The sequence below is a fragment of the Enterobacter sp. WPR_3_1 genome (genome assembly GCF_003635055.1).
Lineage (GTDB): Bacteria > Pseudomonadota > Gammaproteobacteria > Enterobacterales > Enterobacteriaceae > Enterobacter > Enterobacter ludwigii.
Genome location: NZ_RBXU01000009.1, coordinates 103383 through 128900 on the forward strand (window position 1 = coordinate 103383; position 25518 = coordinate 128900).

The window sequence follows — 25518 nt, forward strand, 5'->3', positions numbered from 1 at the left end:
CTTTCTCGTCAGATATGGGGATGCGCTGCAGGATTTACGAGGGGGCTTCAGAAAAAAGCCGATGCGAGCGCACCGGCGGTGGCGAGGATTATTTCATGCTGTCAGCGAGGGTATCCACATTGTGGCGGAACGCCTTAATGTAGGTCTCTGCCACGCCCCCTTTTGCCGAGAGCGCTTCCGGGTAAAGCTCGCCTCCAGGCTGCGCGCCGGTAGCTGTAGCAATCTGTTTAACCAGCCGCGGGTCGAGCTGGTTTTCCATAAACCAGGTTTTCACGCCGTCCGCTTTAATCTGATTAATGATCTCAGCGACCTGTGCCGCGCTGGCCTCGCTTTCTGATGACAACCCCTGGGGCGCCATAAACGTCACCCCGTAGGCGCGGCTGAAATAGCCGAACGCGTCATGGCTGGTCAACACTTTACGTTTCACCAGCGGGATCTGGCTAAAACGCGTTTTGGCCCAGCTATCCAGCTGCTTAAGCTGCGCGATGTACGGTTTTCCGGTCGCTTCCAGCGCGGTTTTATCTTCTGGGTCGGCTTTCACCAGCCCGTTGAGAATATTTTGCGCGTACAGCGCCCCGTTCGCCGCGCTGTTCCAGGCGTGCGGGTCAGTGACGGTTTTGCCCTCTTCTTCGAGGGTATGCGTCTGCACACCCCGCGACGCCACCACCAGCTGGCCTTTGAACCCGGAGGCTTTCACCAGGCGATCCAGCCACCCTTCCAGCCCCAGACCATTGACCACCACAACATCGGCCTTGCTTAGCGCCGCGCTATCTTTTGGCGAGGGCTCGAAGGTATGCGGATCGCCGTCCGGCCCCACCAGCGTCGTGACGTTCACATGGTCACCGCCCACCTCCCGGGTCATATCCCCCAGAATGGAAAAGCTAGTCACCACATTGAGCGTTTTCGCCATCACCGTTTGCGACATCATCCCCAGCGCGAGCGCCACTACGAATCCCGTACGTTTCATCGTTTCCCCTTGCGTTAAAAAAGCGCACGCAGGCTGCCAGCCAGTCTGCTGCGCGTGCCAAATAAAATGGAAATAAAGAACAGCGCGCTGGCGGTAAGCACGATGGACGGCCCCGCGGGCAGGCTGGCGGCCCAGGAGAGACTGAGTCCGAGCCACGCGCAGAAAATACCGCTGATACCCGCCATCAATAGCAGTCCGGGTAAGGTGCGTGCCCAGCAGCGTGCCGCTACCGCAGGGAGCATCATCAGCCCGACCGCCATCAACGTGCCAAGCACCTGAAAACCGGCAACGAGGTTAAGCACCAGCAGCGCCAGAAACAGGCCGTGTAATAAGCCGGGAACATGGCGGGCGTTTACCTGCAGCCAGGCGGTGTCAAAGGCCTCGGTCACCAGCCCACGGTAGAAAATCGCCAGCGTAATAAGGGTGAACATGCAAACGCCTGCCACAAACAGCGCGGCATCGTTATCCACCGCCAGGATGGAGCCAAACAGCAGGTGCAGAAGATCGACGCTCGAACCGCGCAGTGATACCAGCGTGACGCCCAGCGCCAGCGAGCCAAGATAGAACCCGGCAAAACTGGCGTCCTCTTTGAGCGGCGTTCGACGGCTGACCAGCCCGGCCACCAGCGCCACGGTAATACCGGCAATAAAGCCTCCCACACTCATGGCCAGCAGCGACATACCGCTGAGCAAATACCCCACCGCGACACCGGGCAAAATGGCGTGAGAGAGGGCATCGCCCATCAGACTCATCCGGCGCAGTTGAAGGAAAACGCCCAGAGCAGTGGTACTGACGGACAACGCCAGGCAAACCACCAGCGCGCGGCGCATAAAGCCATACTCAATAAAAGGCTGAAAAAAGATATGCCAGATCATGCCACCCTCACCCGCTCGGTTTTCCACTGGGGCATGTCAGCGTCCAGCCGTAACGTCTGCGGGAAGTGGCGCGATACACGCTCGCTGTCGTGCAGCACCGCAAGCACCGTTTGCCCCTGCATATACATTTCCAGCATCAGGTCCATCAGCACATTACAGGTAGCTTCATCAACGCCGGTAAAGGGCTCATCGAGCATGACCAGCGGCGCCTGCTGCACTAATACCCGCGCGAACAGCATGCGCTGAAACTGACCGCCGGAGAGCTCATCAATGGTCGTTAGCGCCATCGTTCCAAGCCCCACCCGCTCAAGCGCACCGGCAATGCGCAGCCGCATTTCACGGCGAAGGCCAGAAAAAAGCGACGCTTCAGGCCAACAGCCCATGCTGACCACATCCTGCACGGTTAGCGGAAATTGCGCCTCCAGGGCATGACGCTGTGCCAGCCAGCCCATTACCGGGCGTTTTTTCTGCCAGTGAAAACGGCCGCTTACCGGCGGGATAAACCCGGCGAGGGTTTTCAGAAGCGTTGATTTACCGCAGCCGTTGGCCCCGAGGATGGCGGTCATGCTCCCGCATTCAATCACCCCGGACAGAGGGCGCGTGACCGGCTCGCGGTCGTAACCCGCCGTGAGTTGATTCATCACGATCATGGCAATGCCACCGCCCAGCACACGGCCAGTCCGATAAAGACAATCAGCGCCAGCGCCATCAGAAGCCGGACCGGCGCAGACAGAGAAAAAAAGGAAGTAGACATCTCATCACCACATCAAATGTTATAACATAACAATAATGAAAGATAATGCGGATGTAAATGAGCGGAGATTACCGGGAGTGTGGCGAAATGTTTCTGGATATCAGCCCAACCCTCTCCCGGCGGAAGAGGGTTGAACATCAAGCGTTACTGACTGAACGGCGACGCGGCAGGCACGCGCGCCTGTGATACCGCCAGCCCCAGCTGCCATACGGCCATCGCATAGTGAGTGCTGTGGTTATAGCGGGTGATGGTGTAGAAGTTAGGCAGCCCGTACCAGTACTGATAACCCGTACCGACATCCAGACGCAGCAGGCTCGCCTGTTGCGTATTTCCCAGCGGCTGCGTTGGCGTTAAGCCTGCAGCGGCCAGCTGCGAAACGCTGTAGTTGGTTTTAAAGCCGTTCTCAAGCCCTGGTGCCTGGCCGTTAGCCTGCACCGCCACCTGACCGCCCGGCACCCAGCCGTGCGCTTTAAAGTAGTTCGCCACGCTGCCGATGGCATCCACCGGATCCCACAGGTTAATGTGGCCATCTCCGTTAAAGTCGACGGCATATTGCTTATAGGAGGACGGCATAAACTGGCCGTAGCCCATCGCACCGGCAAACGAGCCTTTGAGATCTAACGGGTCATCTTGTTCATTGCGCGCCATCAGCAGGAAGGTTTCCAGCTCAGACGAGAAATATTCAGCGCGACGCGGGTAGTTAAAGGAGAGCGTCGCCAGCGCATCGAGGATACGGGTTTTGCCCATCACGCGGCCCCAGCGGGTTTCCACGCCGATAATCCCGACGATGATTTCAGGCGGTACGCCATACACCTGCCACGCACGGTTCAGCGCATCTTCATATTGGTTCCAGAAGACCACGCCATTTTGCACGTTATCCGGCGTAATGAACTGTTTGCGATAACGCAGCCATGCGCCATTTGGCCCGGTCGGTACCTGAGCCGTCGGTGCCTGGCGATCCATCAAACGCAGAACATAATCCAGTCGCTTCGCCTGCGACAGAATTTCATGCAGTTGCTGGCGGTCAAAACCGTGTTTGCTCACCATTTTATCGATGAACTGCTCGGCCGCCGGGTTATTCGCAAAGTCGCCGCCCATCTGCATCATATTATGCTGCGGCTCCAGCAGGAATCCTCCGGAAGGCGCGCCAGCCGTTTGCTGCACGGCTTCGGTCTTGGGTTTGCTACTACAGGCAGACAGCAGAATAAGCGCAGGTAACAACGCTGCATAACGACGCTTGAACATGTGACATCCATTTAACGGGTTCGATAAGAACCCAGTATGGTAAAGCATCCGCAACACCTCAAGGAAGTGGTACGCACCTCCCCCACCAAATCTTTACGCTCCCCATCGCAAATCTGTGCAATTTTCATCCACACAAGACTCCCATTGGCAATTAACTTTCAAAATAATCCATTTTTCTTTCATTGTGAGATCTAATTAACACTTTAAAACCTTTCAAAGTGATTATTATTAGCCTCAGTTATACAAAAACAAAAAAGCCCCACAGGAGAGAAGAATGATAGAAACCATCACCCACGGCGCCGAGTGGTTCATCGGGCTGTTTCAGAAAGGCGGAGAAGTGTTCACCGGCATGGTGACCGGGATCCTGCCCCTGCTGATTAGCCTGCTGGTCATCATGAACGCGCTGATTAACTTTATCGGCCAGCAACGCATTGAACGCTTTGCCCAGCGCTGCGCCGGCAATCCGCTGTCCCGTTACCTGGTTCTGCCCTTCATCGGCACGTTTGTTTTTTGCAACCCGATGACGCTGAGCCTCGGCCGCTTTATGCCTGAAAAATACAAGCCCAGCTATTACGCCGCAGCCTCCTACAGCTGCCACTCCATGAATGGCCTGTTCCCGCATATCAACCCCGGCGAGCTGTTTGTCTATCTGGGCATTGCCAGCGGCCTGACCACGCTTGGCCTGCCGCTCGGTCCGCTGGCGGTAAGTTATCTGCTGGTCGGTCTGGTCACCAACTTTTTCCGCGGCTGGGTCACGGACCTCACCACCGCCATTTTCGAGAAGAAAATGGGTATCCAGCTTGAACAGAAAGTCCATCTTTCAGGAGCCGCAGCATGAGCCGTATTCGCATTGAAAAAGGAACGGGCGGCTGGGGCGGCCCGCTGGAATTCGACGCCACTGAAGGCAAAAAAATCGTCTATATCACCGCAGGCACACGTCCGGCCATTGTCGACAAACTGCGTGAGCTGACCGGCTGGGAAGCGGTCGACGGCTTCAAAGAGGGCGAACCGCCTGAAGCGGAAATTGGCGTGGCGGTGATTGACTGCGGCGGCACGCTGCGCTGCGGCATCTACCCCAAGCGGCGTATTCCTACCGTGAATATCCATTCCACCGGTAAATCAGGTCCGCTGGCTCAGTACATCCTGGAGGACATTTACGTCTCCGGCGTGAAGGAGGAAAACATTCACCTGGCACAAGGGTCTGCTGCCCCTCAGAAAGCGGCCCCGCGTGATTACGACACGAGTAAAAAAATCACCGAACAGAGTGACGGCCTGCTGGCAAAAGTCGGAATGGGGATGGGCTCTGCCGTGGCCGTGCTGTTCCAGTCCGGGCGCGACACCATCGACACGGTGCTGAAAACCATTCTGCCGTTTATGGCATTCGTTTCGGCGCTGATCGGCATCATCATGGCCTCGGGTCTTGGCGACTGGATTGCTCACGGCCTCGCCCCGCTGGCGAGCCACCCGCTCGGGCTGGTGACGCTGGCGCTGATCTGCTCCTTCCCGCTGCTGTCGCCGTTTCTCGGCCCGGGCGCGGTCATTGCGCAGGTTATCGGCGTGCTGATTGGCGTGCAGATCGGCCTTGGCAACATTCCCCCGCATCTGGCTCTGCCCGCCCTGTTTGCCATTAACGCCCAGGCGGCGTGTGATTTCATTCCTGTCGGGCTGTCGCTGGCAGAAGCGCGCCAGGACACCGTGCGCGTTGGCGTGCCGTCTGTACTGGTCAGCCGTTTCCTGACCGGCGCACCGACGGTGCTGATTGCCTGGTTTGTCTCCGGCTTTATTTACCAATAAGAGGTTCCTGTGATGACCGTAATTTACCAGACCACCATCACCCGCATTGGCCAGAGCGCGGCCGATGCGCTCAGCGACAAGATGCTGATTACCTTCCGCGAAGGTGCGCCCGCGGATATCGAAGAGTTTTGCTTTATCCACTGTCACGGCGAGATGAACGGTGAGCTGAAGGCCGGGAGCCAGCTGGAGTTGGGCGACGCGCGCTACGCCGTGACCGCCGTCGGCGACGTGGCCGGACAAAACCTGCGGGAGCTCGGCCATATCACCCTGCGTTTTGATGGCCAGCCGCAGGCGGAATATCCCGGTACGGTTCATGTGGATGGCCCGGTTCCGCAGGCTGTCACCCCAGGCTGCACGTTGAAGTTTGTTGCGTAATTTAAGGAGAAAGATATGAGTCAGGTTGCCGTTGTCATTGGTGGGGGACAAACCTTAGGCGAGTTCCTCTGCCGTGGGCTTGCTGCAGAGGGTTACCGCGTGGCGGTAGTGGATATTCAGAGTGAAAAAGCCGCACGCGTGGCGGACACCATCAACACCGAATTGGGTGAAGGGATGGCCTACGGATTTGGTGCTGATGCCACCAGCGAGCAGAGCGTAATGGCGCTGGCCCGCGGCGTGGACGAGATTTTTGGCCGTACCGACCTGCTGGTATACAGCGCAGGAATAGCCAAAGCAGCCTTTATCAGCGATTTCGAACTGGGGGATTTCGACCGCTCTCTGCAGGTTAACCTCGTGGGCTATTTCCTCTGCGCGCGCGAGTTTTCCCGTCTGATGATCCGCGATGGCATTCAGGGGCGCATCATCCAGATCAACTCGAAATCGGGCAAAGTGGGCAGCAAACACAACTCCGGTTACAGCGCGGCGAAATTTGGCGGCGTAGGGCTGACGCAATCTCTGGCCCTCGATCTGGCCGAATATGGCATTACCGTTCACTCGCTGATGCTGGGCAACCTGCTGAAATCGCCGATGTTCCAGTCCCTGCTGCCGCAATATGCCACCAAGCTCGGGCTGAAAGAGGAGGAAGTGGAGCAGTATTACATCGACAAAGTGCCGCTGAAGCGCGGCTGCGATTATCAGGACGTGCTGAACATGCTGCTGTTTTATGCCAGCCCCAAAGCCTCTTACTGCACCGGGCAGTCCATTAATGTCACCGGCGGGCAGGTGATGTTCTGATCGAACACGCTGATGCCCGTATCCCCCTCTCCTTCGGGAGAGGGAACAACAAGGAGCTCGTATGGTTACCGCACTCATTACCGTTGCCGCCATCGCCTGGATGTGCCAGCTGATCTTTGGCGGCTGGCAAATCCGCCAGTTTAACCGCGCGTTTGATGCCCTGTGTCAGAAAGGGCGCGTGGGCGTCGGGCGTTCCGGCGGGCGTTTCAAACCGCGCGTGGTGGTTGCCATTGCGCTGGACGAACACAATAGGGTCTGCGATTCTCTCATCATGCGCGGGATGACCGTTTTTGCCCGCCCGGCGAAAATCCAGGCGATTAACGGGATATCGCTGCAGGAATTACAACCCGATGTGATCTTTCCCCATGATTCGCTCTGCCAGAATGCTCTATCATTAGCGCTTAATCTGAAACATGGATAATTTCGTTGTGAACGCGATAAGCTTGCGAAATTATCATTTCGCAACCTAAGGAATTGAGCGCCTATGAAACCACGTCAGCGTCAGGCGGCCATTCTGGAGCATCTGCAAAAGCAGGGAAAATGCTCGGTAGAAGAACTGGCCCACTACTTTGACACCACCGGCACGACAATACGAAAGGATCTGGTATTGCTCGAAAACTCTGGTGCAGTCATCCGAACCTACGGCGGCGTGATGCTCAACAAAGATGAAGCCGACCCGCCTATCGATCACAAAACGCTGATCAATACTCACCAGAAAGCGCTGATTGCCGAGGCCGCCGTAAAATTTATCCATGATGGCGACTCCATTATCCTTGATGCAGGCAGCACCGTGCTGCAGATGATCCCGATGCTCAGCCGCTTTAACAACATCACGGTGATGACCAACAGTCTGCACATCGTCAACGCCCTGTCGGAGTTCGACAGCGAGCAAACCATTCTGATGCCCGGCGGGACGTTCCGTAAAAAATCTGCGTCGTTTCACGGTCAACTGGCGGAAAACGCCTTTGAACACTTCAGCTTTGATAAACTCTTTATGGGCACGGACGGTATCGATTTGAACGCCGGCGTGACGACCTTTAACGAGGTGTTCAGCGTCAGCAAAGCGATGTGCAACGCCGCGCGCGAAGTGATTTTGATGGCAGACTCGTCGAAGTTTGGCCGTAAAAGTCCCAACATTGTCTGCAGCCTTGAAAGCGTCGATAAGCTCATTACCGACGCAGGTATCGACCCGGCGTTCAAAAAAGCGCTGGAAGAGAAAGGGATCGACGTGATTGTAACCGGAGAGAGAGATGAGTGATTTTCTGTTAAACGCAGGCCGCCAGACCCTGATGCTGGAGCTGCAGGAAGCCAGCCGCCTGCCGGAACGTCTGGGCGAGGATTTTGTGCGCGCGGCAAACACCATTATCCAGTGCGAAGGTAAAGTGGTGGTCTCCGGGATCGGCAAGTCCGGTCATATCGGCAAAAAGATTGCTGCTACGCTTGCCAGCACCGGCACACCGGCGTTCTTCGTGCATCCGGCCGAAGCGCTGCACGGCGATCTGGGGATGATTGAAAGCCGCGACGTGATGCTATTTATCTCTTACTCCGGTTCGGCCAAAGAGCTGGATCTCATCATCCCGCGTCTGCAGGAAAAATCGGTCGCGCTGCTGGCGATGACCGGTAAATCCCGCTCACCGCTGGCACTGGCGGCCAAGGCCACGCTTGATATCTCCGTTGAGCGCGAAGCCTGCCCGATGCACCTCGCCCCCACCTCCAGCACCGTGAATACGCTGATGATGGGCGACGCGCTGGCAATGGCGGTAATGCAGGCACGCGGCTTTAACGAAGAAGATTTTGCCCGCTCGCACCCGGCGGGCGCGCTCGGTGCGCGACTGCTCAATAAAGTTCATCATCTGATGCGGACCGACGAGGCCATTCCGCAGGTCAAACTCAACACCAGCGTAATGGATGCGATGCTGGAACTGAGCCGCACCGGGCTGGGTCTGGTGGCGGTGTGCGATGAAACCGGTAGCGTTAAAGGCGTGTTTACCGACGGCGACCTGCGCCGCTGGCTGGTGGGCGGCGGCAAGCTGGAATCCCAGGTTTCGGAAGCGATGACCCGGGGCGGGTTGACCCTGAACGCCGAGAGCCGCGCCATCGAAGCCAAAGAGGTGCTGATGAAACGCAAAATCACCGCCGCGCCGGTGGTGGATGAGCACGGCAAGCTGTGCGGCGCCATCAACCTGCAGGATTTCTACCAGGCCGGGATTATTTAACCTTTGAGTCCCAGACGTTTCGCCAGCCGGTGCAGGTTGGCGACGTCCATTTCCAGCGCCCGCGCACACGCCGCCCAGCTGCGGTTATTCTGCTCCAGCGCGCGGGCGATAGCCTGACGCTGAAATGCTTCTGTTGCTTCCCGCAGGTTCTCATGGGCCATTTCCGGCGCGGCAGGCGTAACGAACGAAGCGGTGTCATCGTGCAATGCGAAATGCCGCGCGTGGATCACCACCTCATCTCCCGAACGTGTCGCCCGCGCCAGCACCACGGCGCGGTGAATCGCATGTTCCAGTTCGCGTACGTTACCCGGCCAGCCGTAGCGCATCAGATGGGCTCGCGCGCCGGGGCTTAATACCACGCGGGAAAGGCCCATTCGTAACCGACATTGCTCGCAGAAAAACCCCGCAAGCAGCACCACATCGTCACCGCGCTCGCGTAGCGGCGGCACGGTAAGCGGAAACACGCTCAGACGATGGTACAGGTCAGCGCGGAAATTCCCGGCCAACACCTCTTCGCGCAGGTCACGGTTGGTTGCCGCCAGCACACGCACGTTGACTCTCAGGCTGCGATCGTCGCCGACGCGCTGAATATCGCCGTACTGCAGGACGCGCAGCAGTTTGGCCTGAAGCGACAGCGACAGTTCGCCAATTTCATCGAGGAACAACGTGCCGTTATCCGCCATTTCGAATTTGCCGCTGCGGTTGCTGATCGCCCCGGTAAACGCCCCTTTGACGTGACCAAACAGCTCACTTTCCGCCACGCTTTCCGGCAGCGCGGCGCAGTTGAGGTACACCAGCGGGTTGACCGCGCGCGGCGAGGCTTCGTGGATGCCCTTCGCCACCAGCTCTTTACCGGTGCCGGTTTCCCCGAAAATCAGCACGTTTAAATCCGAGGCCGCCACAATATCGATCTCTTTTTTTAGCTGCACCATCCCCGGTGACAACCCAATCATCTCCGTGTGTGCCACCGGTTCAAACGCCGACGGGCTGCCGGGAAGGATGTTCTGGCTCTCCAGCTGTTCGATCAGTAGCGCGTTATTCAGCGCACCGGCGGCCAGCGCGGCAATCAGCCGCAGCTCTTCATCGCTAAAGGTGTCGAACTGATCCGGCGACAGGCCGTCGAGGGTTAATGCCCCAATCAGGTTTTGTCCGGCAAACAGCGGCAGACCGATACAGGCATGAACTTTCAGGCTCTCCTGCCCCGGGATCAGCCCGTCGTAAGGGTCGGGCAAATCACTGTCCGCCGGAAAGCGCACCACGTCACCGGCCCGGGCGATGGTTTCCAGACGCGGATGGCCTTCCAGGGAGAAGCGTCGCCCAAGAACGTCCTGCGCCAGCCCGTCGATAGCCAGCGGAATAAACTGCCGGGCGTCGTAGCGCAGCAGCGCCGACGCATCGCACGCCAGCACGTGGCGCAGCGTCGAAATCAGCCGCTGAAAACGGTCCTGATGACCGATACCGGTTTGCAGTTCAATGGCAATTTTTGCCAGTACGTCCACGGAAAAGCTCATCTGCGCCTCACTGTCATTTTGACCATTCATATTGTCACAATGACCATAAATCAGATAGTCATATTGACTACCCATTACGGATAATAAAATTTAAAAACCTTATAAAACAGTAATATGAAAAACTGGCACGCAACTTGATAAAGGCTAGTCATCTTATTTGAAAAACGCCGTATTAATTGAGGTTGCTATGTCTATTCTGGTTAAAAATAACATTCATTGGGTTGGCCAACGTGACTGGGAAGTGCGTGACTTCCACGGAACGGAGTACAAAACGCTGCGCGGCAGCAGCTACAACAGCTATCTCATCCGTGAAGGCAAAAACGTGCTCATCGATACCGTCGATCACAAATTCAGCCGGGAGTTCGTGCAAAATCTGCGCAGTGAAATCGATCTTGCGGATATCGACTACATCATCATTAACCATGCGGAAGAGGATCATGCCGGGGCGCTGACCGAGTTAATGTCCTGCATTCCCGACACCCCGATTTACTGCACCACCAACGCCATCGACTCGATTAACGGCCATCACCACCACCCGGAGTGGAATTTCCACACCGTCAAAACCGGCGACACGCTGGATATCGGCAACGGCAAACAGCTGATCTTCGTTGAAACCCCGATGCTGCACTGGCCCGACAGTATGATGACCTACATGACCGGCGATGCGGTGCTGTTCAGCAACGATGCCTTCGGCCAGCACTATTGTGACGAGCGCCTGTTTAACGACGAAGTGGATCAAACCGAGCTATTCGAACAGTGTCAGCGCTACTACGCCAATATCCTGACGCCGTTCAGCCGTCTGGTGACGCCAAAAATCACCGAAATCCTCGGCTTTAACCTGCACGTGGATATGATTGCCACCTCTCACGGCGTGGTGTGGCGCGAAAACCCCACCCAGATCGTGGAGCTGTACCTCAAATGGGCCGCGGATTATCAGGAAGACCGTATCACGCTTTTCTACGACACCATGTCTAATAACACCCGCATGATGGCGGACGCCATTGCGCAGGGTATTAACGAAGTCGACCCGAACGTGGCGGTGAAAATCTTCAACGTGGCGCGTAGCGATAAAAACGAGATCCTGACCAACGTCTTCCGCTCCAAGGGCGTGCTGGTGGGCACCTCCACGATGAACAACGTGATGATGCCGAAAATTGCGGGCCTTGTGGAAGAGATGACCGGCCTGCGCTTTCGTAATAAACGGGCCAGTGCATTTGGCTCCCACGGCTGGAGCGGCGGCGCAGTAGACCGGCTCTCCACGCGTTTGCAGGATGCCGGTTTTGAGATGTCCATGAGCCTGAAGGCGAAATGGCGTCCGGACATCGACGCGCTTGAATTGTGCCGCCAGCATGGCCGTGACATTGCGCGTCAGTGGGCGCTCGCGCCGCTCCCCGACATGAACGCCAAAAACCCCGCGCCGCAACAAGCCTGCGCCGCAGCGGTCACTGACGGTGGCCCTCGCATGCAGTGCAGCGTCTGCCAGTGGATTTACGACCCGGCACAGGGCGAGCCGCTGCAGGATGTTGCCCCCGGTACCCCCTGGTGCGACGTGCCGGACAATTTCCTCTGCCCGGAATGTTCCCTGGGAAAAGAGGTCTTTGACGAACTGGCGACGGAGGCACAATGAACCACGGTATCGTTATCATCGGCTCGGGCTTTGCCGCCCGCCAACTGGTGAAAAACATTCGCAAACAAGATGCCAGCGTGCCGTTGACGCTCATTGCCGCCGACAGCATGGACGAGTACAACAAGCCTGATTTAAGCCACGTTATCAGCCAGAATCAGCGAGCCGAAGACCTCACCCGCCAGACCGCGGGGGCGTTCGCGGAACAGTTTAGTCTGCGGTTATTTCCGCACACCTGGATAACCGATATCGACGCCGCCGCCCATGTGGTAAAAGCAAAAGACAAAACCTGGCAGTACGACAAACTGGTGCTGGCGACAGGGGCGTCTGCTTTTGTGCCGCCGGTGGAAGGCCGGGAACTGATGATCACCCTCAACAGCCAGCAGGCGTATCAGGCCAGTGAAACCCTGCTGCGTGACGCAAAGCGGGTGATGATTGTCGGCGCAGGGTTGATTGGCACAGAGCTGGCGATGGATTTTAGCCGGGCGGGCAAAACCGTCACCCTGGTCGACCATGCGGCAAGCATTTTGTCGGCGCTGATGCCCGCAGAAGTAAGTAGTCGCTTACAGCATCGTCTGACCGATATGGGCGTACATCTGCTGCTGAAATCCCAGCTGCAAAGCCTGAAGAAAACCGGGAGTGGGATTCATGCAACGCTCGACCGCAGCCGCAGCGTTGAGGTGGACGTGGTGGTTGCCGCCACGGGCCTGCGTCCGGAAACGGCACTGGCGCATCGTGCCGGCGCGGAAACAGGCCGTGGCGTGAAGGTAAACAGCTACCTGCAAACCACGCAGCCCGATATTTACGCCCTGGGTGACTGCGCTGAAATTAACGGACAGGTCCTGCCCTTCCTGCAGCCCATTCAACTGAGCGCCATGTACCTGGCGAAAAACCTGTCTGGCGGCAGTGCGCCACTGAAATTACCCGCCATGCTGGTAAAAGTAAAAACGCCGGCACTCCCGCTACACCTGGCAGGCGAAACCGAGCGTCCGGACCTGCACTGGCAACTCTCCATTGAACCTCAGGGAATGGTGGCTCGTGGGTGCGACAGCGAAGGACAGATGCGCGCCTTTGTGGTGAGCGAAGACAGGATGAAAGAGGCTTTCGCTCTGCTGAAATCATTACCCGCTTAACGCTGATTTGCCTGCCACGCTAACGTAACCTTTGGATTTTATGGTCCACAGCCCCGATGTCCCGGGGCTTTTTTTTCAACGTCGTTTAGCCAGATAACGACAATGATGTTCAGACGCCGCGTCAGGAGCGCACGACAAGCGCATCGTAGCCGCGCCAGCGATAGTTGATCATGGAAATCAGCCAGCAGGCAACGAACAGCCCGACCACCACGAACCCGGCGTTACCGAGGTTGTCATTAACTGCGCCAATGCGATCCCAGAGGCCTCCGCTGAGGGCAAACTTATCCATCAACAAACCCAGAGCTTCCAGCCCGCCGATAAACAGCGCCACCACCACAGAGGTGCCGGTGATGGTCATGTTGTAGTAAAGCTTGCGCTGCGGCTTGTTAAACGCCCAGCCGTAAGCGCCGACCATCAGCAGATTGTCGAGGGTATCGACCAGCGCCATACCGCTGGCAAACAGCGCCGGGAAGATCATGATGGACCAGACTGACATCCCGTTTGACGCGCTGGCGGCTGAAATCCCAAGCACACCGATTTCCGTCGCGGTATCAAACCCCAGACCAAACAGGAAACCGACCAGGTACATCTGCCAGCTCTTGTTCACCAGGCGGAACGTTGCGCCAAACAGCCAGTTCATGACTCCGCCTGATGCCGGAAGCGTGATGTCGTCACGCGTGACCTGACCGTTCTTCAGCGCCTGAAAATTACGCCACACGCCGCGCAAAATCACCAGATTGACCAGCGCCATCGCCAGCAGAAACGTTGCAGAAACGGCGGTGCCAATCAGGCTGCCGGTTTCATGAAACCATGCCATATTCTTCTGAAACGCCGTGGCGGTGGCCGCAATGGCAATGGAGGCCAGCACCACAATGGTGGAGTGTCCCAGAGAGAACCACGCCCCCACGCCGGAAGGGCGTTTACCCTGCTGCATCATCTTACGCGTGACGGTATCAATGGCTGCAATGTGGTCGGCATCCACCGCATGACGGAGTCCATAACACCAGGCCAGCAGGCTGGCGGCCATCAGCGCCGTACTGCCGCTGAAGGTTTGCCATGCCCAGCCCCATGCCAGAAGATTAGCCATTACCAGAGCCAGCAGCAGAAACGCCGCGCGGGGTTCATTGCGTAAGAGTCGTAACATTTTACATCCTTTGTGAACATGACCGGGCGGCAGCAACCACCGCCTGCCCGAAGGAGATAGCGCCGTCACCTGACGGCAGATGATGAGGAAAAAGCAGCGTGAAGTCTGAGAGGTAATGGCGCAGTCGCGCGCGCAGCAGACGGTTATGTAACACGCCGCCGCTGAAGCATACGGTGGAAAGCCCCAGTCGCCGGGTATGGGAGGTGACAAGCTCCGCCAGCCCTTTCGCCAGCGCATCGTGAAACGCCCATGCCCGCTCGCAGGGTTCCGCCTGCCAGTTCAGCCACTGTTGCCAGAAGCGCGTAAGGTTTTCGGCCTGAAGCGTAACCGGATGTTGAACGTCGTGGCACTGCGCGGCCAGCGCTTCAAGCCGGCAGGCGGCCTCACCTTCATAGCTCTGGGTTTCTGACGTGATGCCGAGCGCGCAGGCCACCGCGTCGAACAGACGTCCGCAGGATGAGGCCAGCGGCGCGTTTAAACCGCGCTGAATGGCCGTAGCCAGCAGCGGCCAGTTTTGCCGCTGAACGTCACGCGTTTCCGGGTACTGCTGCCAGTCCGGCACAAACGCCAGGCAGTGGGCGAGTAAATTGCGCCACGGCTGCATGGCAGCCCTGTCCCCGCCCGGCAGCGCAACCGCAGGCAGACCGCCCAGACGTTCGCAGTCGAGATAGCTTACCCGCAGGCACTCCCCGCCCCACAGCGCGCCGTTTTCGCCCATGCCGATCCCATCCAGCGTCAGGGCAATGACATCTCCGCCCTCAAGCGGCCAGCCGTTTTCTGCCATGCATGCCGCCGCGTGAGCGTGGTGGTGAAGCACGGTGTCGATCGGCAAAGCCTGGGCTTGCGCCCACTGTCGGGCGTGATAGCCCGGATGGGCGTCGCATACCACGCGCTGCGGCTGAAACGCATAGATCTGCTGCATCATCGACAGCGCAGAACGCCACTGGGCCTCGACACCGTCGTCACTCAAATCGCCAAAGTGCTGACTCAGTACCGCCTGGTTACCGCGCACCAGACAGAAGGTATTTTTCATATCAGCACCGGTGCACACCATCGCCGGGACAGCGCTGAAACCGGCGGGCAGCGTGATGGCATCCGGCACAAAACCGCGCGCGCGACGCAGCATCATACCGTCCTGATCCATCACGGAATCATCCATACGCTGCAGGATGTCGCGGTTGTGCAGCAGGAATCCGTCAGCGATGTCGCCCAGTTCATCCAGTGCCTGCTGGCAGGTGATGGCCGGCGGACGCCCGCTGAGGTTGCCGGAGGTCATCACCAGCGGGCGCTGGCAGTCCATCATCAGCACATGCTGTAGTGGGTTAGCGGGCAGCATCAGGCCAACGGTGTCCAGCCCTGGCGCAATCGCGTCAGGAAGCGGAGGACACCATGCTTTTGGCGTGAGCACGATGGGCGCTGCAGGCGAGCGCAGCAGCGTTTGCACTGATTCCGGCACTCCCTCCGCCTGCGGGATCATGACCGCCAGTGGCTTCATCGCGCGCTGTTTGCGCGCCCGCAGGGTCGCCACCGCCTGCGCGTTGGATGCGTCACAGGCAAGGTGAAAACCGCCCAGCCCTTTGATGGCGACAATCCCGCCATGTTTGAGCATGTGGACCGCCGCACTCAGCGCAGACTCGCGGGTGGCAACGGTCTCGCCCGCGCGCCATTCCAGCTCGGGTCCACAATCCGGACAGGCTACTGGCTGCGCGTGAAAACGGCGGTCAGCGGGATTGCGGTACTCGGTTTCACACGGCTCACAGAGGGGAAATGCCGCCATTGACGTGGCCGGGCGGTCATAGGGCATGGCGCGAATGATGGTAAAACGGGGACCGCAATGGGTACAGTTGATAAACGGATAGCGATAACGCCGCGCTCGGGGATCACGCATTTCAGCCAGGCACGCCGGGCAGGTAGCGGCATCCGGCACAATCTGGGTGTCCATCGCTCCGCCCGCGCTATGGCGAATGGTGAACGCCTGCGGCACCGTTGCCCAGGTGAACGGCTGGCTGTCGACAGCATCGATACGTGCCAGCGGTGGGCAGTCCTGATGCAGCCTCGCGGTAAAGGCCCCCCCATTACCCGCGAGACGCACCAGCACGCCCTCTCCGTCATTACAAACGTCACCCGTCAGCTGTAGCTGATGCGCCAGTTGCCAGACGAAGGGACGAAACCCTACCCCCTGCACCTTGCCGCGCACCCGCAACTGTACGCCGTTATCGCCCATCGCGACTTAAAACAGCAGTGACGATGACGTGTCGAACGCGGCACGACGGCGTTTTTCCGCGCTCATCTGCTCAAGCTTGTCGCGATCCACGCAGACCAGGGCGTGCGTCGGGCAGGCTTCCATACAGGCCGGGCCGGCGTCACGGTGGTAGCAGAGGTCGCATTTATTGGCTTCCGCTTTTTCCGCGCGCACGCTCAGCCCCATGCCGCTGTTGCGCACAACCGGACGCACCACGACTTCCATCGCACCGTACGGGCAGGCAACCACACAGGTTTTGCAGCCGATGCAGCGCTCCTGCATCACATGCACGAATCCTTTCTCACGTTTGATGGCCCCGTTTGGGCAGACGTTAGCGCACGGCGCATCCTCACACTGGCGACAAATAGCGGCCGTGGAGATATTCACACCTTTAATGACGTGGATCCGCGGTAAAAAGGTATCAGGGGTGAGCGACGCGCAATCCTGCTCCGCCTGATGGGAAACCACACACGCCACTTCACAGGTACGGCAGCCAATGCATTTACTGGCATCGGCCATAATAAAACGGTTCATCTGCTTCTCCAGCATTACAGTCCTGCGCGGAGATATACATAAACCGTGCCAATTATTAACCTGTTGATTTTCTGCGGTTTATAAAATGACAGCAGGGCTGTCATCGTCACTTCTGACGATGACAGCTGTCGACATCAGCGGTGAGGCCCGTCAATAACCGAGTCACGCAGGATAAGCTCGCCGGAGAAGGTTTGCTGGTACTTAAACTCACCGCCATCCAGCAGGAAGATCAGGCGGCTAATGGTCTCTTTGATCATCTCCGTCACCGGAATGCGCACGCTGGAGAGCGAGGGGACGATGTAGGGGGCGATGGCCACATCGTCAAAGCCAATCACCGACACGGCATCCGGGGTGGCGATCCCGCGCTCATGCAGCTGTTTCATGGCACCAATCGCCATATCGTCATTACTCGCCACCAGCGCCGAAAAGGTTTCACCGCGCGAAAGCAGCTCAGACACCGCCGCCGCACCGCTGGCCGGGTTCCATTTCCCCTGCGCAATCAGCGACGGGCGCAGCGGGATCTGGTGTTGTGCCAGGGCGTCTTTGTAGCCCGAGAGACGCTCAACGCCCGTGGGGGAATCCAGCGAACCGGTGATAAACGCAATCTCCCGGTGCCCTTTCTGAATCAGCTGCGACACGGCGTCCTGGCAGGAAGCTTTATGATCTGACCAGACGCTGTGACTGCTGTTTTTCCGTAAGCGGCGGTTGAGGACCATAATCGGCTGTTCGCATTTCTCAACGATGTCGTCCATCTCATCCACGCTCAGGAAACGCGGGTAAATGATCACCGCGTCACAGCGCATATCGAGCAAATACTGAATGGCCTCGCGCTCTTCATCCGCACTGTGCTTACCGTCCGCCAGGATCAGCTGCCGCCCTTTCTCTTCCGTCATGCGGGCGGCGTGAAAGAGCAGTTCGCTAAAATAGACGCCGTGATAAAGGGTGTTGGTGACCACCAGACCCAGCGTCTGGGTACGTTTGGTCGCCAGATTTCGTGCCAGCAAATTCGGGCGATAGCCGCTCTCTTCAATCGCCTGAAACACCCGGTCTTTGGTCTCCTGGCTGACGTAGCCATTGCCCGACAATACCCTGGAAACCGTCGCTTTCGAAACGCCTGCCCGCTTCGCGACTTCAAGCATCGTGGTCATCGTAATCTTCCGTTTGAAACTACCAGGGCGCAGTGTACTGCACTGCAGAAAAATTGTCGCAGCGGCGATATCACGCTTTTTACCCCTCTAGGTGATCATCATCACGAAATGAAAAAATGTACAAAATGTGATCTTGTTTCATTCAAAGAAACTATTGATGATTATGTGGAACCGGTTTCCTACATTTCTCACAACGATAACAGGATTACATCCGATGGCCAAAAATTACGCTGCGCTGGCGAATGACGTTGTCAGCGCGCTCGGCGGCAGAGACAACATCGTCGCCGTCACCCACTGCATGACGCGACTGCGTTTCGTCCTCAAAGACGAAAGCCTCACCGATGCCCCGCGCCTGAAAAGCATTAACGGCGTGCTCGGCGTGGTCCGCAACGACAACCAGTGCCAGGTGATCATTGGCAACACCGTGTCTCAGGCCTACCGCGAAGTGGTAAGCCTGCTGCCCACCGACCTGCAGCCTGCCGTACCGGAAGGCCCGCAGAAAATGACCCTGCGCCGCATCGGTGCCGGGATCCTCGATGCGCTGATCGGCACCATGTCACCGCTGATCCCGGCGATCATCGGCGGTTCAATGGTCAAACTGCTGGCAATGATCCTGGAGATGACCGGCGCGCTGGAAAAAGGAGCACCGACGCTCACCCTTCTGACGCTGATTGGCGATGGCGCGTTCTTCTTCCTGCCGCTGATGGTCGCCGCCTCTGCCGCAGTGAAATTCAAAACCAACATGTCGCTGGCGATTGCCATCGCGGGCGTGCTGGTACACCCGGGCTTTATCGAACTGATGGCGAAAGCCGCACAGGGCGAGCACGTTGAATTCGCCTTTATTCCGGTGACGGCAGTGAAATACACCTACACGGTCATCCCGGCGCTGGTGATGACCTGGTGCCTGTCGTACATCGAACGCTGGGTTGATCGTATTACGCCGGCGGTCACGAAAAACTTCCTTAAACCGATGCTGATCGTTCTGATTGCCGCCCCGCTCGCCATTGTGCTGATAGGGCCGCTCGGGATCTGGATCGGGAGCGCGATTTCAGCGCTGGTCTACACTATTCACGGCTATCTGGGCTGGCTCTCCGTGGCCATTATGGGCGCCCTCTGGCCGCTGCTGGTGATGACCGGGATGCACCGCGTATTTACGCCGACGATCATTCAGACCATTGCCGAGACGGGCAAAGAGGGAATGGTTATGCCGTCGGAAATCGGAGCCAACCTGTCGCTCGGCGGTTCATCGCTGGCGGTGGCATGGAAAACGAAAAACCCGGAACTGCGCCAGACGGCGCTGGCGGCAGCGGCTTCTGCCATCATGGCAGGCATTTCAGAACCTGCCCTCTATGGTGTGGCGGTACGCCTGAAACGCCCGCTGATTGCGAGCCTTATCAGCGGCTTCATCTGCGGGGCAGTGGCTGGCATAGCCGGTCTTGCCAGCCATTCAATGGCGGCGCCGGGGCTGTTTACCAGCGTACAGTTCTTCGATCCGGCCAACCCAATGACCATCGTCTGGGTATTCGGGATCATGGCGCTGGCGGTTGTGCTCTCGTTTGTTCTGACCCTGATTTTAGGTTTTGAAGATATCCCGGTCGAAGACGACGCTGAGAAAGCACGCGCCCTGCAGAGCGCTCCGGTTCAGGCCAAAGCAGCACAAGTCTAAATTTATAGCGAGGTAAAGATGTCTGTTTTTCCACAAGGATTTTTATGGGGCGGCGCGCTTGCCGCCAACCAGAGTGAAGGGGCTTACCGTGAAGGCGGCAAAGGACTGACGACGGTCGATATGATCCCCCACGGCGCGGATCGTCTGGCGGTGAAGGTCGGTAAGGAAAAACGTTTTACGTTGCGTGACGACGAGTTTTACCCGAGCCACGAGGCGATTGATTTTTACCATCGCTACAAAGAAGACATCGCCCTGATGGCGGAGATGGGCTTTACGGTATTTCGTACCTCAATTGCCTGGAGCCGCCTCTACCCGAACGGCGATGAGCCGCTGCCCAATAAAGAGGGGATTGCCTTCTACCGCGCAGTGTTCGAAGAGTGCAAAAAATACAACATCGAACCGTTGGTCACCCTGTGCCATTTCGACGTACCGATGCATCTGGTCACGGAGTATGGATCCTGGCGCAACCGCAAGATGGTCGATTTCTTCGCCCGCTATGCCCGTACCTGTTTCGAAGAATTTAACGGTCTGGTGAAGTACTGGCTCACCTTCAACGAAATCAATATCATGCTGCACAGCCCGTTCTCCGGCGCGGGTCTGGTGTTTGAAGAGGGTGAGAACGAAGATCAGGTGAAATATCAGGCCGCGCATCACGAACTGGTGGCAAGCGCCCTGGCGACCAAAATCGCCCATGAGGTGAACCCGGAAAACCAGGTCGGCTGTATGCTGGCCGGCGGCAACTTCTACCCCTACTCCTGCAAACCGGAAGACGTGTGGATGGCGCTGGAGAAAGACCGCGAAAACCTGTTCTTTATCGACGTGCAGGCGCGCGGCAGCTACCCGGCCTATTCTGCCCGCGTGTTCCGCGAAAAAGGGGTGGTGATTGTCAAAGACCCTGGCGACGATGAACTGCTGAAAAACACCGTCGATTTTGTGTCGTTCAGCTATTACGCCTCGCGCTGCGCGTCGGCGGACATGAACGCCAGTAATACTAATGCGGCGAATATCGTGAAATCCCTGCGCAACCCGCACATCCAGGTCAGCGAATGGGGCTGGGGTATCGACCCACTGGGGCTGCGCATCACCATGAACATGATGTACGACCGCTATCAGAAGCCGCTGTTCCTGGTGGAAAACGGCCTCGGCGCGAAAGACGTCATGGATGAACACGGTGAGATTAATGACGACTACCGTATCAGCTACCTGCGCGAACATATTCGTGCGATGGGCGATGCCATAGAAGACGGTGTACCGCTGATGGGCTACACCACCTGGGGCTGCATTGACCTGGTGGCCGCATCCACGGGCGAGATGAGCAAACGCTACGGGTTTGTCTATGTTGACCGCGACGACGCGGGCAACGGTACGCTGGACAGAACGCGTAAGAAATCGTTCTGGTGGTATAAGAAGGTGATTGCAAGTAACGGCGCGGATCTGGCGTAGCCTATTGCCCTCGCCCTCTCCCACAGGGCGAGGGCGAGGGAGTGTCCAGGCCGGGTGGAAGCTACCACCACCCGGCACTGCTCACAGTCGGGAAAAACCGCCGTCCCCACGCCATCCGGCAAGCCGGGAGTAAACCTCTTCGACGGCCTCTTTCACCGGCGGCGTCATCGGATAATAAAACCCAACGATGTCCGGCTGAATGCCCAGAAACAATACCTCTCCCACATCGTCTTTAATCTGATCGACCAGATAGTTCAGCGGCATATTGTGGGTGGTCATCATAAACATCTCGGCGATGTCATCCGGATCAATCAGGCGGGTTTCCCCCGGATTAAGTCCCATATCGGTTGCATCCACAATCAGCAGCCTGTCCGGGTGCAGCTCACGGATCGCCACCACATCGTTTTCCGGTGCGCTGCCGCCGTCAATAACCACCCATTCGCCCTGCGGATGCGCGGCACACATTTGTGCAAGCAGCGGGCCCGCGCCGTCGTCGCCCATCATGCTGTTGCCGACACACAGTAAAACATCAGTCACGTAATCTCCTCACCATCAGGTAGATGGCACTCTCCTGATGAATATCATGCAGCATGCTGAGCAAAATTTTGCTCCAGGCCTGCTGCTGTGGGGTTTGCACGCTCAGCGCGGCGTCGAAAGCACTGGCGAGCATCGCAATGTGGTTGGCGTCGATAACGATCTCACCGTACTTCGGCACGCCTTCCATTTTGCGGCGCGCCATACTGCCCTCCGCCAGCGTGGCGATCCACGCCAGATAGTCAGGCCACGGGCAGCTTAATGCCGTTTCGAGACAATCTATCACCCCGAGGTGATGCCCAATGGCCAGGCTGTAATAGACCACCTGCTGCGCCGCATCCGGCGTGGCATCGTTCTCATCAATAAACTTACGGCTCAGCTGACTGAACACCACCGTTTCACTCATCGGATACGCGCCTCTTCCACCACCTGATTCAGGTTCGCGACGATCTCATTAAGACGAGGATCGTTTTCCGCCTCCAGCCAGCGCGTGACCTGATGATCGCCCTGGCTCAGCAGACGCAGATAATCGTCGGCAATCTGGCGACCATAGCGATACCCCGCGAGCCGGCGCGCCGTGCGATCGACCTTCACGCGCAGCGGCTGCACCATATCCGGGTGCAGAATTGCGGCAGCCTGGTTGTCGCGCTCACCCGGTTCACGGGCATGTATTTTCTGCTCCAGCAGCCCGAGCGCCATGGCAAAACCGTACAGCGTGGCCGCAGGCGTTGGCGGACAACCGGGAATGTAGACATCCACCGGAACAATTTTATCGGTGCCGCCCCAGACGCAGTACAGGTCATGGAAGATGCCGCCGCTGTTGCCGCAGGCACCGTAAGAGATACAGATTTTTGGATCCGGTGCGGACTGCCAGGCACGTAATGCTGGCGATCTCATGGCACGGGTAACGGCACCGGTAAACAGCAAAATGTCCGCATGACGCGGCGAAGGCACCACTTTAATACCGAAGCGTTCGGCGTCGAACAGGGGCGACAGCGTGGCAAAGATCTCAATCTCACAGCCGTTGCAGCCGCCGCAGTCCACGCGGTACACATAGGCCGAACGTTTAATGTTTTTCAGCAGCGAGGCCTTCATGCTGGCGATGGATTCCTCCACCGTCATCGGCACCGGAATGCCGTTAGCGTCGCGTGGGCCGATCAGGTTTTCCATCAGCTGGCCTCTCTCATATGACGGGTAATATCGATGCGGTCCGACGGCAGCAGGCATTTCTGCCGTTTGCAGTCCGGGCAGGTTTCAAAGCTTTCGCGATGATGCTCCGCGCGGGCATCACCGTTGTGCTGCAACAGCGCGATGGCGTAGTCGATCTCTTTTTGTACGGCAAACGGGCGTTTGCAGACACGGCAGTTACACAGCGCGAAACGCGACTGCTGCAGAAAATCCTCTTTCTTCCAGACCGCCAGCTCGTACTCCTGCGAAAGACGGATCGCCACCGTCGGGCAAACTTCCTCGCAGCGGCCGCAGAAAATGCAGCGCCCGAGGTTGAACTGCCAGGCCAGCTCGCCCGTTTTCAGATCGGTTTCCACCGTCAGGGCATTTGACGGGCAGGCGTTAACGCAGGCAGCACAACCGATGCACTGTTGCGGGTTGTGCTCCGGCTTGCCGCGAAAGTTTTTATCGACCGGCATCGGCTCCAGCGGATAGCGACTGGTCACCGTCCCGGTTTTGATCACTTTTTTGATGAAGGTAAACATGTTGACTCCTGCTTATGTGCTGCCTGTGCTCCGCACCCCGGATCTCTCATCAAAAAGAGGGTCAGGGTGAGGGCATCAGCCTGCACAAAATCCCCTATTTCAGCGGTGAGTTCTTACGCTCGATGCTGTAGCGCTCCAGCTCTTTGTATGGCACCACCTGGCTTTTCTTCTTGCGCACATCCACCACCGTCATGCGGTCGGTGCAGGAATAGCACGGATCGAGGCTGCCAATGATCAGCGGCGCATCGGATACCGTATTGCCGCGCAGCATGTAGCGCAGGGTTGGCCAGTTGGCGTAGGTTGCCGCACGGCAGCGCCAGCGGTAGAGCTTCTGGTTGTCACCGGTCATGCTCCAGTGGATATCGTCTCCACGCGGGGCTTCGGCAAACCCCAGCGCAAAGCGGTTTGGAATGTAGGTGAAGCCCTCAACCATCAGCGGACCGCCCGGCAGATTATCCAGACCGAAGTCGATCATGTTCAGCGCGGTGAAGACCTCGTTGATACGCACCTTCAGACGCGAAATAACGTCGCAACCCTGCTCGCTGTGCACGGTCATAGGCAGCAGGCCGTAGCCGACGAATGGATGATCGGCGCGGGTATCGCGGGCGTGGCCGCTGGCGCGAACCATGGGGCCAACGTTACTGAAATCGCGGGCGATTTGCGGATCCAGCCGGCCAATACCGACGGTACGCTGCTCAATGTTCGGCGTGCTGAGCAGCATATCCACCAGCTCCTGAACGTCGCGACGCATCTGCTGCGCCAGCTGGCGGGTCTGGATCATGTCATCTTTCAGCAGATCGCGACGAATCCCGCCGATCAGGTTCAGACCGTATGTTTTACGCGCCCCGGTCAGGATCTCCGCCATCTTCATGGAGGCTTCACGTACGCGGAAAAACTGCATAAAGCCGGAGTCAAAACCGACAAAGTGACAGGCCAGACCGAGGTTCAGCAGGTGCGAGTGCAGACGCTCCACTTCCAGCAGGATGGCGCGGATCATCTGCGCGCGTTCCGGCACCACAATCCCCATGCCGTTCTCCACCGAGGTGGTGTAGGCGGTACTGTGGGCAAACCCGCAGATACCGCACACGCGGTCAGAGAGGAACGTCACTTCGTTATATCCCATCCGGGTTTCCGCCAGCTTTTCCATCCCGCGATGGACGTAGAACAGGCGGTAGTCGGCATCAATAATATTCTCGCCGTCGACAAACAGGCGGAAGTGGCCCGGCTCGTCAGACGTGACGTGCAGCGGGCCTATCGGCACCACGTTGTTCTTTTTGCTGCCGAGCTCATTGATGAACGCGTAAGTCTCGCTGTCGGTGGTCGGGGCCGGACGCTGACGGTAATCCATGCTGTCTTTGCGCAGGGGATAGAGTTCGTCTGGCCAGTCGTCCGGCAGCACCAGACGGCGCTCATCCGGAAGCCCAACCGGGACCAGACCATACATATCGCGCACTTCGCGCTCGCCCCAGACGGCGGCGGGCACGCGCGGGGTGACAGACGGATATTCCGGTTTGTTAGGATCCACTTCGACACGCACGGTGAGCCAGCACTTCTCGCCCTGCTCCATCGACATCACGTAGTAAACCGCATAGTTTCCGCACAGCTGACGCTCGTCGTTGCCGAACAACACCGACAGCCAGCCACCCTGCTGGTAGTAGAGAAACTCCACCACTTCCGGCAGGTAGTTCACTTTCACGGTCACCGTTATCTGGTCTTTGGTTTGCCAGGACTCCTCCAGCACCACGCCCGGGAAGGCCTGGTGCAACGCGGCGAGATACTGCTGACCTTTCTTTTCTTCAGACATAA

Annotated in this window: 25 protein-coding genes; 11 read left to right on the top strand and 14 right to left on the bottom strand. The window is 58.0% G+C overall.

Annotated elements, in window-relative coordinates; genetic code table 11:
- Window positions 1-88: 88 nt before the first annotated feature.
- The 4 genes from BJ887_RS08835 to mltB form a co-directional block, all read right to left on the bottom strand.
- The gene (locus BJ887_RS08835) at window positions 89-967 is read right to left on the bottom strand and encodes a metal ABC transporter substrate-binding protein (protein WP_025203391.1); all 879 of its coding nucleotides are present in this window, start codon (window positions 965-967) and stop codon (window positions 89-91) included.
- A 14-nt stretch (window positions 968-981) separates the two neighbouring features.
- A complete protein-coding gene (locus BJ887_RS08840; protein WP_020883852.1) occupies window positions 982-1842 on the bottom strand; it encodes a metal ABC transporter permease in 861 nt (286 codons plus the stop codon).
- A complete protein-coding gene (locus tag BJ887_RS08845) occupies window positions 1839-2492 on the bottom strand; it encodes a metal ABC transporter ATP-binding protein (protein WP_040018928.1) in 654 nt (217 codons plus the stop codon). The genes BJ887_RS08840 and BJ887_RS08845 overlap by 4 nt, the downstream gene beginning before the upstream one ends.
- A gap of 248 nt (window positions 2493-2740) precedes the next feature.
- Window positions 2741-3841, bottom strand: coding sequence for a lytic murein transglycosylase B (mltB, locus tag BJ887_RS08850; RefSeq protein ID WP_025203388.1), 1101 nt, complete (start codon window positions 3839-3841; stop codon window positions 2741-2743).
- A 274-nt stretch (window positions 3842-4115) separates the two neighbouring features.
- On the opposite strand from mltB, the gene srlA reads away from it, so the two are divergent.
- The 7 genes from srlA (at window position 4116) to gutQ (ending at window position 9021) form a co-directional block, all read left to right on the top strand.
- Window positions 4116-4679: a PTS glucitol/sorbitol transporter subunit IIC gene (srlA, locus tag BJ887_RS08855; protein ID WP_014171343.1), complete on the top strand. Its 564-nt coding sequence runs from the start codon at window positions 4116-4118 to the stop codon at window positions 4677-4679.
- Window positions 4676-5635 carry a PTS glucitol/sorbitol transporter subunit IIB gene (locus tag BJ887_RS08860; protein ID WP_014171344.1) on the top strand — a complete coding sequence of 320 codons (960 nt, stop codon included), beginning with the start codon at window positions 4676-4678 and terminating at the stop codon, window positions 5633-5635. Before srlA ends, BJ887_RS08860 begins: the two co-directional genes overlap by 4 nt.
- Window positions 5636-5647: 12 nt before the next feature.
- Window positions 5648-6010: a PTS glucitol/sorbitol transporter subunit IIA gene (gene srlB, locus BJ887_RS08865; protein ID WP_020883848.1), complete on the top strand. Its 363-nt coding sequence runs from the start codon at window positions 5648-5650 to the stop codon at window positions 6008-6010.
- A 15-nt stretch (window positions 6011-6025) separates the two neighbouring features.
- A complete protein-coding gene (gene srlD / locus BJ887_RS08870; protein WP_014171346.1) occupies window positions 6026-6805 on the top strand; it encodes a sorbitol-6-phosphate dehydrogenase in 780 nt (259 codons plus the stop codon).
- Between the two features lie 61 nt (window positions 6806-6866).
- Window positions 6867-7226 carry a transcriptional regulator GutM gene (gutM, locus tag BJ887_RS08875; protein WP_020883847.1) on the top strand — a complete coding sequence of 120 codons (360 nt, stop codon included), beginning with the start codon at window positions 6867-6869 and terminating at the stop codon, window positions 7224-7226.
- 63 nt (window positions 7227-7289) lie between these two features.
- A complete protein-coding gene (locus tag BJ887_RS08880) occupies window positions 7290-8063 on the top strand; it encodes a DNA-binding transcriptional repressor (RefSeq protein WP_014171348.1) in 774 nt (257 codons plus the stop codon).
- Window positions 8056-9021 carry an arabinose-5-phosphate isomerase GutQ gene (gutQ, locus tag BJ887_RS08885; RefSeq protein ID WP_020883846.1) on the top strand — a complete coding sequence of 322 codons (966 nt, stop codon included), beginning with the start codon at window positions 8056-8058 and terminating at the stop codon, window positions 9019-9021. Before BJ887_RS08880 ends, gutQ begins: the two co-directional genes overlap by 8 nt.
- Here the strand turns inward: gutQ and norR are convergent.
- Window positions 9018-10532 (bottom strand): nitric oxide reductase transcriptional regulator NorR, encoded by a 1515-nt coding sequence (gene norR / locus BJ887_RS08890; protein WP_121339896.1) that lies wholly within the window; start codon window positions 10530-10532, stop codon window positions 9018-9020. The genes gutQ and norR overlap by 4 nt on opposite strands.
- A gap of 187 nt (window positions 10533-10719) precedes the next feature.
- Between norR and norV the strand changes: the two genes are divergently transcribed.
- The gene (gene norV / locus BJ887_RS08895) at window positions 10720-12159 is read left to right on the top strand and encodes an anaerobic nitric oxide reductase flavorubredoxin (RefSeq protein WP_121339771.1); all 1440 of its coding nucleotides are present in this window, start codon (window positions 10720-10722) and stop codon (window positions 12157-12159) included.
- Complete coding sequence (gene norW / locus BJ887_RS08900; RefSeq protein ID WP_121339772.1) at window positions 12156-13289, top strand: NADH:flavorubredoxin reductase NorW; 1134 nt, start codon at window positions 12156-12158, stop codon at window positions 13287-13289. The genes norV and norW overlap by 4 nt, the downstream gene beginning before the upstream one ends.
- 121 nt (window positions 13290-13410) lie before the next feature.
- On the opposite strand, the gene BJ887_RS08905 is transcribed toward norW, so the two are convergent.
- The 4 genes from BJ887_RS08905 to BJ887_RS08920 all read right to left on the bottom strand — a co-directional run bounded on the left by BJ887_RS08905 (window position 13411) and on the right by BJ887_RS08920 (window position 18357).
- Window positions 13411-14433, bottom strand: a complete 1023-nt coding sequence (locus BJ887_RS08905) for a HoxN/HupN/NixA family nickel/cobalt transporter (protein WP_040018923.1) — start codon at window positions 14431-14433, stop codon at window positions 13411-13413.
- Between the two features lies 1 nt (window position 14434).
- Complete coding sequence (gene hypF, locus BJ887_RS08910; RefSeq protein ID WP_121339773.1) at window positions 14435-16657, bottom strand: carbamoyltransferase HypF; 2223 nt, start codon at window positions 16655-16657, stop codon at window positions 14435-14437.
- Between the two features lie 6 nt (window positions 16658-16663).
- Window positions 16664-17209 (bottom strand): electron transport protein HydN, encoded by a 546-nt coding sequence (gene hydN / locus BJ887_RS08915; protein WP_023308960.1) that lies wholly within the window; start codon window positions 17207-17209, stop codon window positions 16664-16666.
- Between the two features lie 134 nt (window positions 17210-17343).
- Window positions 17344-18357, bottom strand: coding sequence for a LacI family DNA-binding transcriptional regulator (locus tag BJ887_RS08920; RefSeq protein ID WP_049022820.1), 1014 nt, complete (start codon window positions 18355-18357; stop codon window positions 17344-17346).
- Window positions 18358-18571: 214 nt separating this feature from the next.
- Between BJ887_RS08920 and ascF the strand changes: the two genes are divergently transcribed.
- Together ascF and BJ887_RS08930 are read left to right on the top strand one after the other, a co-directional pair.
- Window positions 18572-20023: a PTS cellobiose/arbutin/salicin transporter subunit IIBC gene (gene ascF, locus BJ887_RS08925; RefSeq protein WP_073396500.1), complete on the top strand. Its 1452-nt coding sequence runs from the start codon at window positions 18572-18574 to the stop codon at window positions 20021-20023.
- Between the two features lie 18 nt (window positions 20024-20041).
- A complete protein-coding gene (locus BJ887_RS08930; protein WP_121339774.1) occupies window positions 20042-21466 on the top strand; it encodes a 6-phospho-beta-glucosidase in 1425 nt (474 codons plus the stop codon).
- Between the two features lie 81 nt (window positions 21467-21547).
- Here the strand turns inward: BJ887_RS08930 and hycI are convergent, their stop codons facing one another.
- From hycI to hycE, 5 genes are all read right to left on the bottom strand, one after another.
- Window positions 21548-22003, bottom strand: coding sequence for a hydrogenase maturation peptidase HycI (hycI, locus tag BJ887_RS08935; RefSeq protein ID WP_014171360.1), 456 nt, complete (start codon window positions 22001-22003; stop codon window positions 21548-21550).
- The gene (locus tag BJ887_RS08940; protein WP_121339775.1) at window positions 21996-22406 is read right to left on the bottom strand and encodes a formate hydrogenlyase maturation HycH family protein; all 411 of its coding nucleotides are present in this window, start codon (window positions 22404-22406) and stop codon (window positions 21996-21998) included. The genes hycI and BJ887_RS08940 overlap by 8 nt, the downstream gene beginning before the upstream one ends.
- Window positions 22403-23170: an NADH-quinone oxidoreductase subunit B family protein gene (locus BJ887_RS08945; protein WP_014171362.1), complete on the bottom strand. Its 768-nt coding sequence runs from the start codon at window positions 23168-23170 to the stop codon at window positions 22403-22405. Before BJ887_RS08945 ends, BJ887_RS08940 begins: the two co-directional genes overlap by 4 nt.
- Window positions 23170-23712 (bottom strand): formate hydrogenlyase complex iron-sulfur subunit, encoded by a 543-nt coding sequence (locus BJ887_RS08950; RefSeq protein WP_014171363.1) that lies wholly within the window; start codon window positions 23710-23712, stop codon window positions 23170-23172. Before BJ887_RS08950 ends, BJ887_RS08945 begins: the two co-directional genes overlap by 1 nt.
- Before the next feature lie 94 nt (window positions 23713-23806).
- Window positions 23807-25516, bottom strand: coding sequence for a formate hydrogenlyase subunit HycE (gene hycE / locus BJ887_RS08955; RefSeq protein WP_020883834.1), 1710 nt, complete (start codon window positions 25514-25516; stop codon window positions 23807-23809).
- Window positions 25517-25518: the final 2 nt, after the last annotated feature.

What these genes read in the sequence shown, in the direction of transcription:
- BJ887_RS08835 (WP_025203391.1), bottom strand. Translation starts at nt 967, where the DNA reads ATGAAACGTACGGGATTCGTAGTGGCGCTCGCGCTGGGGATGATGTCG.
- BJ887_RS08840 (WP_020883852.1), bottom strand. Translation starts at nt 1,842, where the DNA reads ATGATCTGGCATATCTTTTTTCAGCCTTTTATTGAGTATGGCTTTATG.
- BJ887_RS08845 (WP_040018928.1), bottom strand. Translation starts at nt 2,492, where the DNA reads ATGATCGTGATGAATCAACTCACGGCGGGTTACGACCGCGAGCCGGTC.
- mltB (WP_025203388.1), bottom strand. Translation starts at nt 3,841, where the DNA reads ATGTTCAAGCGTCGTTATGCAGCGTTGTTACCTGCGCTTATTCTGCTG.
- srlA (WP_014171343.1), top strand. Translation starts at nt 4,116, where the DNA reads ATGATAGAAACCATCACCCACGGCGCCGAGTGGTTCATCGGGCTGTTT.
- BJ887_RS08860 (WP_014171344.1), top strand. Translation starts at nt 4,676, where the DNA reads ATGAGCCGTATTCGCATTGAAAAAGGAACGGGCGGCTGGGGCGGCCCG.
- srlB (WP_020883848.1), top strand. Translation starts at nt 5,648, where the DNA reads ATGACCGTAATTTACCAGACCACCATCACCCGCATTGGCCAGAGCGCG.
- srlD (WP_014171346.1), top strand. Translation starts at nt 6,026, where the DNA reads ATGAGTCAGGTTGCCGTTGTCATTGGTGGGGGACAAACCTTAGGCGAG.
- gutM (WP_020883847.1), top strand. Translation starts at nt 6,867, where the DNA reads ATGGTTACCGCACTCATTACCGTTGCCGCCATCGCCTGGATGTGCCAG.
- BJ887_RS08880 (WP_014171348.1), top strand. Translation starts at nt 7,290, where the DNA reads ATGAAACCACGTCAGCGTCAGGCGGCCATTCTGGAGCATCTGCAAAAG.
- gutQ (WP_020883846.1), top strand. Translation starts at nt 8,056, where the DNA reads ATGAGTGATTTTCTGTTAAACGCAGGCCGCCAGACCCTGATGCTGGAG.
- norR (WP_121339896.1), bottom strand. Translation starts at nt 10,532, where the DNA reads ATGAGCTTTTCCGTGGACGTACTGGCAAAAATTGCCATTGAACTGCAA.
- norV (WP_121339771.1), top strand. Translation starts at nt 10,720, where the DNA reads ATGTCTATTCTGGTTAAAAATAACATTCATTGGGTTGGCCAACGTGAC.
- norW (WP_121339772.1), top strand. Translation starts at nt 12,156, where the DNA reads ATGAACCACGGTATCGTTATCATCGGCTCGGGCTTTGCCGCCCGCCAA.
- BJ887_RS08905 (WP_040018923.1), bottom strand. Translation starts at nt 14,433, where the DNA reads ATGTTACGACTCTTACGCAATGAACCCCGCGCGGCGTTTCTGCTGCTG.
- hypF (WP_121339773.1), bottom strand. Translation starts at nt 16,657, where the DNA reads ATGGGCGATAACGGCGTACAGTTGCGGGTGCGCGGCAAGGTGCAGGGG.
- hydN (WP_023308960.1), bottom strand. Translation starts at nt 17,209, where the DNA reads ATGAACCGTTTTATTATGGCCGATGCCAGTAAATGCATTGGCTGCCGT.
- BJ887_RS08920 (WP_049022820.1), bottom strand. Translation starts at nt 18,357, where the DNA reads ATGACCACGATGCTTGAAGTCGCGAAGCGGGCAGGCGTTTCGAAAGCG.
- ascF (WP_073396500.1), top strand. Translation starts at nt 18,572, where the DNA reads ATGGCCAAAAATTACGCTGCGCTGGCGAATGACGTTGTCAGCGCGCTC.
- BJ887_RS08930 (WP_121339774.1), top strand. Translation starts at nt 20,042, where the DNA reads ATGTCTGTTTTTCCACAAGGATTTTTATGGGGCGGCGCGCTTGCCGCC.
- BJ887_RS08940 (WP_121339775.1), bottom strand. Translation starts at nt 22,406, where the DNA reads ATGAGTGAAACGGTGGTGTTCAGTCAGCTGAGCCGTAAGTTTATTGAT.
- BJ887_RS08945 (WP_014171362.1), bottom strand. Translation starts at nt 23,170, where the DNA reads ATGGAAAACCTGATCGGCCCACGCGACGCTAACGGCATTCCGGTGCCG.
- BJ887_RS08950 (WP_014171363.1), bottom strand. Translation starts at nt 23,712, where the DNA reads ATGTTTACCTTCATCAAAAAAGTGATCAAAACCGGGACGGTGACCAGT.
- hycE (WP_020883834.1), bottom strand. Translation starts at nt 25,516, where the DNA reads ATGTCTGAAGAAAAGAAAGGTCAGCAGTATCTCGCCGCGTTGCACCAG.